General features: G+C 66.1%; 6 protein-coding genes and 1 pseudogene. 2 read left to right on the forward strand and 5 right to left on the reverse strand.

Features of this window, described 5'->3' with window-relative positions; all coding sequences use genetic code 11:
• Positions 1-8: 8 nt before the first annotated feature.
• Positions 9-260 (forward strand): hypothetical protein, encoded by a 252-nt coding sequence (locus tag B4394_RS13985; protein ID WP_078311331.1) that lies wholly within the window; start codon positions 9-11, stop codon positions 258-260.
• A 69-nt stretch (positions 261-329) separates the two neighbouring features.
• On the opposite strand, the gene B4394_RS13990 is transcribed toward B4394_RS13985, so the two are convergent.
• Positions 330-3542 carry an arabinosyltransferase domain-containing protein gene (locus tag B4394_RS13990; protein ID WP_078315355.1) on the reverse strand — a complete coding sequence of 1071 codons (3213 nt, stop codon included), beginning with the start codon at positions 3540-3542 and terminating at the stop codon, positions 330-332.
• Positions 3539-6704, reverse strand: a pseudogene (locus B4394_RS13995) (arabinosyltransferase domain-containing protein). Before B4394_RS13995 ends, B4394_RS13990 begins: the two are co-directional and overlap by 4 nt.
• 191 nt (positions 6705-6895) lie before the next feature.
• On the opposite strand from B4394_RS13995, the gene B4394_RS14005 reads away from it, so the two are divergent.
• Positions 6896-8062 (forward strand): ATP-binding protein, encoded by a 1167-nt coding sequence (locus B4394_RS14005; RefSeq protein WP_078311328.1) that lies wholly within the window; start codon positions 6896-6898, stop codon positions 8060-8062.
• Between the two features lie 76 nt (positions 8063-8138).
• Here B4394_RS14005 and B4394_RS14010 read toward each other — a convergent pair whose 3' ends face one another.
• The 3 genes from B4394_RS14010 to B4394_RS14020 all read right to left on the reverse strand — a co-directional run bounded on the left by B4394_RS14010 (position 8139) and on the right by B4394_RS14020 (position 13612).
• Positions 8139-8321 (reverse strand): hypothetical protein, encoded by a 183-nt coding sequence (locus B4394_RS14010; protein ID WP_078311327.1) that lies wholly within the window; start codon positions 8319-8321, stop codon positions 8139-8141.
• Between the two features lie 122 nt (positions 8322-8443).
• Positions 8444-11671, reverse strand: coding sequence for an arabinosyltransferase domain-containing protein (locus B4394_RS14015; protein ID WP_078315358.1), 3228 nt, complete (start codon positions 11669-11671; stop codon positions 8444-8446).
• A 48-nt stretch (positions 11672-11719) separates the two neighbouring features.
• Positions 11720-13612 (reverse strand): galactan 5-O-arabinofuranosyltransferase, encoded by a 1893-nt coding sequence (locus B4394_RS14020; protein ID WP_078315359.1) that lies wholly within the window; start codon positions 13610-13612, stop codon positions 11720-11722.
• Between the last annotated feature and the right edge of the window lie 6 nt (positions 13613-13618).

Raw genomic sequence — 13618 nt, forward strand, 5'->3', positions numbered from 1 at the left:
AGTCGCAGATGCTGTCGACGAAGTGGTTTGGTGTGCGCACGTTCCAATGCACGGGATGTGCGGCCGTGCTGCTGGAGCAGGACAGCCTGCAGCAGTTCGTGGACGGCGCCGCGCGCTTCGGCCCGTCAGCACATATCGACCAGGCGCCTGCATCGCAGCCCTATCCGCCCCCGCCGCCGCCACAGGATTACCGCGGCATCATGGGCGGGCTGTTCGGCGGTGGTGGCGGCCACGGCTATCGCCGCCGCGGTCACCATTGATTCGTCGTCCGACGGATCAATCCGGTAGGCCGCGACGCACGGTGGCGCGGTGACGTCCTCGAGGACGGCCTACGGCTTGATCCGGATCTTGTTCGGCTTCCACAGTCCGCTGTGCACTTCGGACCCGTACTCGATCTGGGCGGGCTGGGCCTCGACGAGGGTCTCGAACTTGCGCAGCGAGCCCCAGTCCCTGCCCCAGTCCTTGGACAGGTAGGTCGGCATCACATGCGCCCGCAGGAGCAGATCGGTGATCCCCAGTAGGCCGCCGTTCTCGCCGTCCTGCCAGGTGTCGGTGTCCTTGCGCTTCTGGTCGTAGTCCGGAGTGATGCGGAATTCGGGGATCTCGGTGATCCCGTATTGGTGCAGCATCGGCTGCTGGCACGGGAAGACGAGTCCCACGGTCCAGTCCATGAGCACCGGCCGCTTGCTACCCACGTACTCCTGCAACGACTTCAGCTCGGGTACCCGAGGCGGGGCGAAGGCCAGCCAATCGCCCGGAGTCAGCGAGCCATCGACGGCCACGATGCGTACGGCGGTGGCGGTGTCCGGGATATCCGACCGTGCGAAGCGCAGATTGCGCCATGACGGCGCGGGTCCCAGGTCGTAGGGCGTGAGCCGTCCGGCGGGTGTGAAAGCGCCGTCCGGCCCGGCCGTGCCGTACTCCAGCTCCAGCGTCTGCCCGGCCACTGCGCCCTTGACGTTCTTGGCCGCAATCGTTCCGGCAGCCGTTACCACCACCAGCGGGTGGGCGGCATCGCGGGCCGGTAGCTCGTACCAGTCGGAGGTCGCCTTCGCCTGCTGCTGCGGGCCAACCCGGTAGGTGCCCACGATCGGCACCCGCGCCGGGTCCAGCCCGTACGGCAAGCGCACGGTGGAGCCATTGATACCCGGAGTCTTGGTGCGGTCCTTGGAGTCCCAGTCGTAATCGGTGCCCGGGCGCGAGTCATTCATCCGGATGGACTCGGCGACGATCTTGTCCGGCACACCGTCCGGTGTGAATCCGGAGGGATTCGTGCCGCCGAGCGGGCCCAGAGGACCCGACGGTGCATCAATGGCCCGCAGCAGACCAGCATTCGCGTCGGACTCGACGAGAACATCATCGGCCAGTCCGCACCCGCCCGCGAGTTCACGGATGTTGGCCCAGCCGTTGGAATACGACGGGTACTGACGAACGACACCGATCGCCAGCTGGCAGATGGACGTCAGCACCATGAACCCGGCCGCCCAGGCCACCGGGGCGGAGGTGATGGACCTGGTCACCCGGTTGTCCTCGTGCCGGGGTGAGAAGTGCAACCACGCCGCGTAGGCCACGGCCAGCGCGAACAGCGCGAAAAATATGGTGCTGACACTTATCCCGGCGATCTTGGGCATGCTGCTGTTGAATGGCACGCCGAAACTCGAGACGTACCACCATCCGGCCGCACTGGCCCAGCTCAGCGCCAGCACGAACAGCACGGTCGCCACGACCGCCATCCTGTTGCGGCTCCAGCGCAGCACCTGTGGCGACACCAGCACCGTGGCCAGCGCCGCGACCGCGGCTCCTAGGGCGGCGAAGAGCCCGAAGTGGTGCACCCACTTCGTCGGCGCGAACATCAGGAAGAAGATGGTGCCGAAGACGACGCCCAGTACGCGCCAGGCCGGTCCTCGGGCGACACCGGGAACCCGCTTGCGGCGCAACAGGATGAACATCGCGATGAACAGGCACGCGGCGATGAGCAGGAACCCGAAGCGTCGCGAGACCGAGCCGTCGACGGTCGGCAGGAACATGTAGTAGTACCGCAGGTTATCGGTGTACCAGGCCTGTGACGGGCCGATCGCCGTGCGAATCCGGGTGGCCTCGATAACCGTCGCCAGGGTCTGGTCGGAGAACACTACGGGCAGGATGACCGTTCCGGCGGCCAGCATCGGCGCCACCAGCGGCCAGGTGCCCACCTGCCGGTGTTTCGTCACGATGATCCGCAGAATGGGCCGGCCGCCGGCGAGTAGCGCGGCGACGGCGATCAGACCCGTCGGCTGAATCCCCAGGGTGAAGGCGGCGGTGATGATCGCCAGCGCGGCCGGGGTCAGCCGGCGAGAAGTAATGGCCCGTTCGATGAGCACCCAGGTGATCAGCGATCCGACGGCGATCTGGCCCTCGGGGCGCAGGCCGTTGTTGAACGGGAACCACGATGCCAGCAGCACAAAGCCGGCAGCCCAGGCCGCGGGCTTGCTACGAGCGACGGCGGGCCCCAAGCGGGGCAACACTTCCCGGCTGATCAGCAGCCAGCAGACCAGTGAGGCGACGAGGTCGGGCAGCCGGATCCAGATGCTGATATCGCTGAACTTCGTCATGATGGCCAGCAGGTTGTAGTACCAGCCGAAGGGGTCCTCGGGGCTGCCGAACCAGCGGAAGTAGTTGGCCATGTACCCGGCGTGCTCGGCGGTACGCGCCATGCCCATCTGGTAGCCGTCGTCAGAAGACCCTGCGCCGATCACGTACCAGAGCACCAGGCTGCTCATGATGACGATGTCGGTGAAATCGAAACGGCGCCATCGGGTGGGGATGACCCGTTGCATGCGATGACCGTCGGTCTGGTCGATTCGCCACAGGGCCAGCAGCGCAATGATCGTGGAGATAACCGCGCCTACCATCGCCGCGAGCTTGAGAAGTGTCGGGCTGGAGGAGAACCGGTTGTCGATATGGGCGGTGAGGCTCAGTCCTGTCGGAGCCGGACCGGTGAGCTGGGTGAAGACCCCGACGATCTGCGGGCGCAGATTGGGATCGGGGAATCCCGACTTGAGGTCAGCGGACTTGTCGGACCCGTCACCGCGAAGTCCCTCGAATGTCGCGTACGTGCCCTTGTCCGAGGAGGTGATGACGATCTGTCGGCAGTCGGGCGAGGCCACCTTGGCGCGCGGGACGCTGGCGATCACCACGTTGCGGTCGGTGATGTCGACGCGTTCCTTGGAGACCCTGACGAACAGGCCTTGTAACGCGGCCTCTTTGCCCTCTGGCGGTGCGGTACCCAGGATCACCGCACCCTCGGCGGGCGCCGAGTTAATGACTGCGCACGGCACGATCACGGTCATGTCCATGGGTGTCTGCGCGATCAGCGGCGCGGTGACGTTGTTCAGCTGTCCCTGCTGCGGCCAGTCGAGGGTCGCGGTGGACACCTTGACCGGCAGGAGGGGGATGGAGACGCTCAACACGAACCCGAGCAGGCCGAAAACGGTTGCTGTCCAACGGGCGATATTCAGCTTGCGGGCCTCAGGGGAGGTGTCTGTCACGGAATTCTGTGTCATGGCAGGGCTCGAATCGGTCCGTTGCGGGTCCAGCCGTTCACAACGACGGTGCCCTCGGTGAGTTGTGCGTTGGGTGCCAGGTTCGCGGCGATGACGGGCTCGTACTTCTCGATCGAGCCCCAGTCGCGGTACCAGTCATTACGCAGATAGGTCGGAACCGAGGAGGTTCGCAGCAGCGCGGTCGTGAACATGAACGGTCCGCCGTCTTCGGCCGACATCCACATGTTCGACGACGTCGCGACCTGCTTGTGTTCGGGCATGACCCGGAACTTGGGCAGCTCGGCGACCCCGAGGCGCTCGCTGAACGGCCGCTGGCAGGGGAAGTTCTGCGCCACAGCCATATCCAGTAGCACCGGAGTATCGGAGCCCAAGAGATCCTGTGCGGTCTTGAGTGTGGGGACCCGGGGTGGGGTGAACGCCAGCCACTGGTCATTGGACAGGTTCGGGTCGTCGGCGACGATCCGAACCACATTGGCCCCGGGAGGAGCGGTCTTGGTGGGGAATCTCAGGTTGCGCCAGACCCTTTGCGGTCCAATGTCGATCGGGTAATCCTGACGAAGTGCGCGGAAGCCACCGGGACTGCTCTGATCGCGGACGCCCCACTCCAGCTTGAGGGACTGGCCATAGTTGACCTCGGGACTGAAGGTTCCGTCCTGCTGGAACGACCAGATCGCTCCGGCGGCCGAAATCACTACCAGTGGTCGATCCGGGCTGGGCGGGGGAAGCTCATACCACGACGACTTCAGGTGCGCGGCAATCGAATTCTCGCCGTAGCTACCCATCACCGGAGTACGGGCCGGGTCCAGTCCGAACGGCAGCAGTGCGTTGGAGCCGTTGATTCCGACGGAGCCGACACCGCCGGTGGTCCCGGCCGCATCGCTGACCTCCATGATCGGCGCATTGGGTGAGGCATCGGAGTTCACCAGGCCCGGCTTGCCGATAACGGGAAGTGAGGTCATGCCGGTCTCTACCGCGTCGGGGGTGAAGCCGACGGGATCGGTGCCACCGAGCGGCCCGTACTTGCCCGCTGGCTGGTCCGGAACGGGTTGCAGCAGGCCCTCATTGGCGTCAGGTTCAACAAGGACGTCGTTGGCCATCGCGCACGGGCCGCCGGCCAGGGCCAGCAGATTGGCCTTGCCGGTGGTGTAGGTGTCGCTGCGTGCGTAGACCCCCTTGGCCATGGAGGAGACCTCGAGAATCACCATGATCGCCGCCACGATCATCAGCGGCGCGGACGCGAGGAGCCGGTTCCTGCGGGTGTTCTTTACCTCGGTGTGCCCGGCGTAATCCAGGCGGAAGTGCAACCAACCGGCGAGCAGGGCGGTGACGATCGAGAGCGCCAGGAACATCGTGGTGACCGGTTGTCCCGCGATGACCGGCTGCTTGTCGAACCACGGCACGCCGTAGTTGCCGACGTAGAACCAGCCGTTGATGCCGGAGGTCGACCACGCCAGGATGAACAGCAGGGCCGTGACGTACAGCGCCAGGTTGCGTCGTGAGTGCAGTCCGACCCGGGCGAAGGTGAAGGCGGCGACCGCACCGAGTGCACCGGCGAGCCCGGCGAAGATGCCGAATTGGATGGCCCACTTGGTGGGGGTGAAAGTGAGCAACAGCAGCCCGATCGCGGTGCTGCCGAGGAGCCGCCACACCGGCCCGCTGGCCAGGCCGGGAAGTACGCCGCGGCGCAGCAGCACCGCGAGTGTGCCGAAGAGACAGAGCAGCAAGGTGAACACCGCGATGCGGCGTGTCAGCGAGCCGTCGACATTGGATTCGACCGTCAGGAAGTAGTAGCGCAGAAACTCCTGATACCAGGCGATCGTCGGGCCTACCACGTATTTGATACGGGCGGATTCGGCGACTGTGGCCAGCGTCTGGTCCCGGAAGGTAAAGGCCAGCACGCCCGCGACGGATGCCGCCAGCACCGCGACGGGGGTGAATCGTCCGTATCGAACCCGCCGCACGGCGACGACGCGGGCGATGGCTCGTCCACCGGCGAGTAGTGGTCCCAGCGCGATGAGCCCCTGGGGAGCGACGGTGGCGGTGAGCAGTGCGGCGACGATTGCCAATGCGGCGGGGGAGAGGCGCCGGGTCGCGATGGACCGCTCCACCAGAATCCAGGTGACCACCGTGCCGAACACGATGATCGGCTCGGGTCGCAGGCCATTGTTGAAGGGCAGCCAGGCCGCAAGGAAGACCAGTGCGGCGGTCCAGACCGCAGTGCGGCTTGCGGCGAGCTGCTCACCGAGGCGGGGCAGCATCTTCTTGCGCAGGATGTACCAGGTGCCGATGCCCGCGAGAGTGGCCGGCACGCGCATCCAGACGCCGACCGTGCTCACTTGCGTGAGCCAGCTCAAAAGGGTTGCGTACCAATCGAATGGGGAGGCGCTCGCGCCGAAGTAGCGGTAGTACTCGGTGACGTATCCGGCCTGATGGGCCACGCGCGCCTCGACCAGGACGTTGCCGTCGTCGGAGGTGATGGCTCCGATGACATGCCAAAGAAGAAGTGTGCCAATGACTCCGACATCGGCGAGGCCATTGGTCAGTAGAGCCGCACGATCCGGCAGCCTGAATGGGCGCCGGGCGGGGTTACGTCCGCCGCGGGCCCGCGGCGGGCACCTTGAGGTCGGTGAATAGGCCGGTCACCTGGGGCTTGTTTTCAATGGACAGGGTGCCGTTGGCGCCGGGGAGCCCGGCGAAGTTGGCGCCGACGCCGCCGGCGTTGGCCCAGATGTCCAATGTGGTGCAGCCGCCGGATTCCACCGCCTTGCGCGGGGCGACTGTCGCGACGTTATCCCGGAAGGCGACGACCACCAGATCGGAGGTGGCGCGGACGAACAGCGCGTGCCGGCTTGCCTCGAACCCGCCTTCGGGACTGGTGGACAGCACCACGCCGCCGCTGGCAGGCAAGCTCGCGATGGCAGTGCACGGAATGTGGGCGTCGAACGACAGCGGTGCGCCCGACACCAACGGTGCCGTGATGCTGGTGACGTTCCCGTCGGCTGTGACTCCCTGGGGCCAGCTGATGTCGACGGTGGACTGGCGGACCGGCAGCAGGGGAACAAGCACGCACAACAGCACACCGATGGTGGCCGCAGCCAATGAAATCAGACGTGCCCGCTGGGCTGTACCTGCTGTCGCGGACTTTAGAAGCGGCGAAGGCACGAGGGCGATGGTATGTGACGAAGCTTCGGGCGCCTCAATGCAGCGCGCTCGGTTGGCCGGATTGAGACCTCTAATCTGGATACCAGTAGATACCTTGATAGAAGTATCAATAAGTATCGACGATGTCGGTTGTATCTGATACGTGTTGATACAACGCCACGCAGTATCAACACGTATCAGGTAGGACATCGATGCAGCCGAGCCCCTACACACCAGGCCAGGTGGCACGCGAGGTGGTCGGCCGCGCAGAACAGCTCGCTGAGATCGGTGAGCGGCTGATGTACATGGCCGAGCTTGGCCGGCTGATCGGGCGTATCCGGGTCGACACCGGCCCCCGCGGGGTCGGAAAGACCTCACTATTGCGTGAGGTGCAGCGCGACGCGGAGGCCCGTGGCGTGGTGACGGTGTGGGTGACCGCGGGGGGAGACGAACCGCTCGCTGCGGCAATAGGGACTGCGATCCGCGCCCGGGTCACGGCGTGGAAGAAGAAGTCGCGTGGCCGTCTGCTGCGCGCCGTCGATCAGGTGAGTATCACCGCGGGCGTGCCGGGGGTGGCTCAAGTGGGCGCGACCGTCAAGCCGTCGCAGGGCACGCAAGCTGCCGTGTCAGAGGCATCGTTCAAGGATCTGATCATCGAGACCGCCACGGCGGCGCGCGACGAGGGACACCGTGGCCTGGTGCTGCTGATCGACGAGGTTCAGGACGCGGACCGGGCAGGGCTGCGTACCTTGGCCGTGACGTGGCAGGACCTGCAGGCCGAGGCCGACACCCTGCCCGCCGGGGTGTTCGCGGCCGGTCTGCCGCAAACGCCGGAGATCATCAGTGCCGCAGCCACATTCAGTGAGCGATTCGCCTATCGTACGTTGCGTCGCCTCGGTCCCGACGCCTCCCGGGTGGCACTCGTCAAGCCGGCGGGCGCGGTCGGGGTCGAGTGGTCCCAGGACGCGCTGGATGCCGTGATCGCGCAGACGAGCGGGTATCCGCACGCCCTGCAGCTCTACGCCGACGCCGCGTGGGCGCGTGCCGGGTATCCGGATCCCGGGGGCCGGATCAGGATGTCCGATGTCGAGCACGCCGCCCGTCAGGTCGCCGAGGAGATGGACGCGCTCTTTCGTGCGCGGTGGAACAACGCCACCCCGGTACAGCGGCAGTTCATGTCGGCGATGGCGCGATCGCTGACCGATGATCGGTGGGCGAGCCGGTCCGATATCGCCGCCGTCATGGGCCGGGATTCGCGGGCGATCAGCGCCGCCCGCGCCGGCCTCATCGATAAAGGCCTCATCGGTGTCGCGGGCCATGGGCTTCTGGAGTTCACCATTCCCGGATTTGCGGAATTTGTTCGCGCCCAAGAGGACTGACGCCACTCCGCCGACACGCCGTGTTCTGCGTTTCGCACCCGGGAAATGCGTCAGAAACCGTAGTCTCGGCGGCTGGTCAGTCGTTGTGCGGAGACTTCTCGCGGATCGCTCCGGAGCGTTCGCACTTCGGATCGATCTTGACCGGGTGGTGCGGACAGGGCTCGTCGTCCTGTGGTTTTGCGTAGCTGGGGAACGCTGCCACCAGGCATGACGCCAGGGATGCAGTCACCAGGAATTGCCAGGCGATTTGTCGCAGCATGGGCCGCACCTTCCTCTGGGATCGCTATGGAGACAACCCCATTGAAGTCGGCGGACCTGCTACTGGCTTCCGATAAGAAGCCAGCTTCTATCGAAAATCAGCCAAACGTTGGATACCGGGTGCTACCGGCTCTTACGCAGCGGGCCAGGCGTCCAGAGTCCGCTGTGCACGGCAGTTCCGAGCTGCAGCTGTGCCACGGTGGCGTTCCTGTAGTACGGCGTAAACCGTTGCAGCGCACCCCAGTCGCGGAACCAGTCGTTCTGCAGGTAGGTGGGCACCGGCGTCGCCTTCAACAGCAGCTCGGTGATGCCCAGCGGTCCGCCGCCGAGGTAATCCATCACCGGCGAGTTGGCCTCTGCGCCAAAGCGGTCGGGAAGAATGCGCCACTTCGGGATCTCGATGACCCCGTTCTTGTGATCGAACGGCCGCTGGCATGGGAAGGCAAGCCCCACAAGCCAGTCCAGGAACACCGGATCGGAGCCCACCACTTCCTGCAGCGTGCGCAGCGACGGAACCCGGGGCGGGGTGACCGCTATCCAGTGCTGCGGTGCCAGGTCGTCGTCGATGGCGAGGAGCCGGATCCGGGTGGCCTCCGTCGGGATGGCGTCGCGGGACATCCGCAGGTTTCGCCATGCCGGAGCCGGGCCGAGGTCGGCAAACGAGATGGCGCCCATGACCTTTCCATCTTCGCGGGCAAACTGCACCTGCAGCTCGACCGGATCGAAGCGGCCCGCCGCCGCGAGCACGATCAGCGGCTTGGTGGCGTCCTTGGGCGGCAGGCGGTACCACGCCGACTGCAGCCGAGCGGGACGCTGATTGCCGATCTGGTAGCTGCCCATGACGGGCGTGGTCTCGGGCTTGAGGTCGAAGGGCAGCCGGGCCAGCGATCCGTTGACGCCAGGGGCAACCGTGGTGCCCCCCTCGGTGCCTTCCTGGCTCCCGGCCGCGTTGCCGCTCTTGTCGCGCTCCACGAAGCTGTCGGAGCTCTGCGGGTTGTTCTCCTCGTCGGCGGACACATCCGACGGAATCCCGTTGGGGTTGAATAAGATATTGGTATCGGCGGCCAGCGCCTGCCCGACCGGGGTATCGATAGGCTGCAGCATCCCGGCGTTCGGGCTTTCCTCGACCAGGACGTCGTTGGCCAGCCCGCAGCCGTGCCCGCGCAGCGCGTCCAGATTGGAACGTCCGACCGACCACGCGGGGTACTGGTTGACCATTCCGGCGGTCAGCGAGAACACCGACCAGATCACGACAATCCAGGTGCCGACGGCCAGGGGAGATTCGGCCACGCGTGCCAGCACCGGATGCACCGGGGTGCGGCCGGGATGGTCGCGGCCGGTGAAGTGCATCCACGCCGCTATCAAAATCGCGAGCACGCACAGTCCGAAGAACACCGTGCTGATGCCGAAATGCCACTGTGGAAAGGAATTTGACCACGGCACGCCAAAGTTGGAGACGTACCACCAGCCATTCACGCTGGAGAACGAGAGCGAGAGGACGAACAGCACGATCGCGGCATACAGTGTGCGGTTGCGCGGCGAGCGCATGGCGGCCGCGGTCACCGCCACCGCGGCCAGCGCGCCCAGTGATCCGGCCAGGCCGGCGAACACCCCGAAGTGGTGGGTCCACTTGGTGGGGGTGAACATGATCGCGACGAACGAGATCAGGGTGATGCCGATGATCCGGCGGCTGGGGCCGCTCGCAGTGCCGGGAATCTTGTTCTTGCGCAAGGTCATGGCTACGGCCACGCCGAGTGCGGTGACAAGGGCCAGTACCGGGAAACGGCGGGAGATGGCGCCGTCTGTCGTGGGCAGGAACAACCGTTCGTACCGGACGTGCTCGTCGAACCAGTTCAACGACGGTCCGACAGCCGACTTGAGCGCGTTGGCCTGGATCTCTCCGATAAGGGTTTGATCCCGGAAGATGACGATCAGCGTGACCAGCCCGGCCGCCAGAATAGGTGCCAGGAGCGCGGCGTAGCCGAATCGCTTGGCGCGCTTGCTCACGATGGTGCGCAGTGGCCCGATCGCGACCAGCAGCGCACCGACGGAGGCGATACCCGTCGGTCCGGAGAACAAGGTCAGCGCGCCGATGATGCACGCGGCCGCCGCCGGAAGCAGCCTGTTGGTCGCGATGGACCGCTCGACCGAGCACCACGTCAACAGGATGCCCACCGCGATGATCGGTTCGGGACGCAGGCCGTTGTTGAACGGCAGCCAGAAGGCCAGGAACATCGCGGCGGCCGTCCACGGCACCACCGGATTGGTGCGCGCGGCGTGGCCCAGTCGCGGGATCACCTCTCGGCTGATGACCGCCCAGCACAGCACACCCATGACGAGCGTGGGCAGCCGCATCCAGACGCTGGCGGTGCTGACGTGCGCCCAGATGGTCAGTAAGTCGTAGTACCAGCCGAATGGCGATTCGGGCGTGCCGAACCAGCGGTAGTAGTTGGCCATGTAGCCGGAGCGCTCCGCCACGCGAGCCATGGTGAGGATGTAGCCGTCATCAGAGGTGTTGGCGCCGACGAAATGCCACCACACCAACACCGCGCCGACCAGCGCGTCGAGCGGCCGTGGCTTCCACCAGCCCGCGGGCATGAAGCGCTTGTGCCTGCGTCCGTCGGCCGCGTCGAGAGTGTGCAGGGCGATCAGCGAGACACCGGTCAGCAGGACACCGAGGACCATCGCGATGAACTTGATGACGGTGGGCGAGCTGCTGTAGCGGGTGTCGATGGTGGCCGAGAGGCTCAGACCCTCGGGGGCGGGTCCGGCCAGGTCGGTGAACACGCCGACGATCTGCGGCCGGAAGTCGTACCCGCCGCGCTCCCCGGCGCGTGGTTGGCCAGGCTTGGCATCCTTGGGTCCTTGAGTGAGGCCGAAGAACTTCCCGGTCACCTTGTCCGCATGCCCGGTGACTTCGAGCCGCTGGCAGTTGGGGCCGGTGACCTCGGACAGTGGGGCAGAGACCACCGGTACGTTGCGCACGATCACCACGAGGTCGCCGCCGATGCGCTGGATCAGCATGCCGCGGTCCACCGCGTTGGGCGCCTGCTTGGGCACGGTGGACAGCAGCACGCTGTTGTGGCCGTCGAGGCCCCTGGCTGCCGCACAGGGCACCGTGATGGTGAGGTCGGTGGGCACATATCCGATGAGGGGCGCCTCGACGCTCGCGAGGGTGCCGTTCTGGGGCCAGTTCAGCGTCGCGGTGTCCTGCTGGACAGGCAGCAGCGGAGTGGCGATGGCCAGCAGCGCACCCAGGAAACCGGTGACGATCGCGATCAGCCGGGCCCTGCGGTAGTCGCTGTCGCCGTTGCCGGCGACCTTCTCCGTCGCTTTGCCCTGAACCGTCACGGAGGAAGATGTTAGTTGGCGTGCGATGAGTGGCTTGCGCGAAGAGCGTTAAGTGCGCGGGGGAACCCGCACAACCAGGACGAAGGGTCCTATGGTCCGGACGGTGAAGCGCGGATCAGCGAACAGCTGCTTGTTCAGCGTGACGGTGTAGCGCTTCACATTCGGCTGGTTGGGATAGACATCCTTGGCGAGCCGCAGGGAGTAGTTGTCACCGGATTGGCGCATGAGAAGGACGGTCGGAGCCGGCCAGGGGAGCGCATCGAGCGCCCGGATCATTTCGTCGGCGGTGTGCAAGTTTTCCCAGCTCTTGATCGCGGCCGCACGCTTGTCGAACTGCGCCAGGGGGTTCGCGTAGTGCGGGGTGAGTCCCTGGAAGCCGTAGTAGGGGTAGAACGCCAAGAAGCTGTAGTCGGCGGTGAGCACCACGGTCTCATCGCGCGGCTTACCGGTGATCTCGGTGATGGCCTTGTCGATGGCGCCGTAATAACTTTCCGGGCCGGGCGGCCGTCGATCGGCGCGCTGGCCGGTGCCGTCGGTGTCGGCGTATGCGATGACGATGTCGTTGCGGAGGACATTGGGGATGTCCTGGCTGAATGCCAGTGCGCCGGCCAGGCCGATAACGGTGGCTACGATCGTCGCGGCCTTGCTGCGCTGTGCCGCCCACGCGGCCACCTCGATGAAGGCGAAGACACCCGCGGCGACGAGCAACACGGTGAGGGTGGGGACGAGCCGGAACGAGAGCAGGGTGGTCTTGGCGAGCGTGGCGAGCATGGACAGCAGTGACCACAGATAGACGGAGACCACGCCGACAGCTAGCGCCCCGGCGCGTACCGAGCTCCGTGCCCGTGCCACCAGCCAGATAGTTCCGAGCAGGCACAGCCCGCCGAGCATGGTGGGCTGCAGCATCGGGAAGGCCAGTTCGGCACCCTCATTGGGCAGATAGTGCTGTGCCGACGCCGCCCGTTCCTGTGAACGGCTCAGTGCGGCAGCCAAGTACGGACCCCAGAAGACGAGCGCGAGGGCGACGGCGATGCCGGTGATGGTGAGCCAGCGGAGCAGGGGTTCCTTGACGGCGGGCCACCAGCCGTCACGCCGGATGCGGCTGATCGCCACCACCTTGGCGGCGACGGTGATCGCCAGTGCGCCATACGCGGTGAGCAGGGTGTAGAACAGTGCCGCGAACCCCAGGAACACACCCGTCCCGATGACGGCGCTCCAGCCGCTGCCAGCGGTCGCGCGTAATCCGCTGTAGCCGAGCACAAGTGCGGGTGCCAGCAGCACTGTGATGATGGCGCCGTATGGCTCGGCAGCCGTGTAAGCCAGTGTGACGGCGGTGGTCGCGGTGGTCACGATGAGCGCGTACTCAAAGCGGATCATCTTGTTCCACAAGACAAATGCTGCACATACCGCGATGGCCAGGGAGGCGATGGCCCACGGCTTGTACATCTCCCAGCCGGCGGTTCCGGTGAGCGCCGCGAGGCGCCCGCCGATCCAGAACCAGCCGGCCGGATAGAACGGCGGCATGTCCGGATAGGTCATATCGTGCAGCGCGGGCGAGTCGGTGAATCGCGTGACGTACTCGGTGCGGAACTGCTGGTCCACGGAGACCCCGAACAGGTACAGCTTGGTGGCGCCCAGGGGCATCCCCAGAGTCACCACGGTGAAGGTCGACAAGAACAGCAGTGACAGCATTTTCGCGCTGGCGCGGCGCCCCCTGCGCCACAGCACCCCGGCCAGTACCAACCCGGCGATGGCGCCGAACTGTCCGACCGTGGTCAGGGCGTGCAGCTGGTTGGACGATCCGAAGGCCGGCCACTCCACCCGCCCGATCGCGATGAGCGCGACGGCGCTGACAGCGGCGGCGGTGACCACGGCGAGCGTCAGGTCTTTGGCGGTGTCCAGCACATGCCGTCGCGCCGTCAAAGTTATCTGGGCTGTCATCTCGAC

The organism is Mycobacterium sp. D16Q16 (assembly GCF_002013745.1).
Classification (GTDB): domain Bacteria; phylum Actinomycetota; class Actinomycetes; order Mycobacteriales; family Mycobacteriaceae; genus Mycobacterium.

Bases quoted from the DNA above. Each gene is read 5' to 3' on its own strand.
- B4394_RS13985 (WP_078311331.1), top strand. From the start codon at position 9: ATGCTGTCGACGAAGTGGTTTGGTGTGCGCACGTTCCAATGCACGGGA.
- B4394_RS13990 (WP_078315355.1), bottom strand. From the start codon at position 3,542: ATGACACAGAATTCCGTGACAGACACCTCCCCTGAGGCCCGCAAGCTG.
- B4394_RS14005 (WP_078311328.1), top strand. From the start codon at position 6,896: ATGCAGCCGAGCCCCTACACACCAGGCCAGGTGGCACGCGAGGTGGTC.
- B4394_RS14010 (WP_078311327.1), bottom strand. From the start codon at position 8,321: ATGCTGCGACAAATCGCCTGGCAATTCCTGGTGACTGCATCCCTGGCG.
- B4394_RS14020 (WP_078315359.1), bottom strand. From the start codon at position 13,612: ATGACAGCCCAGATAACTTTGACGGCGCGACGGCATGTGCTGGACACC.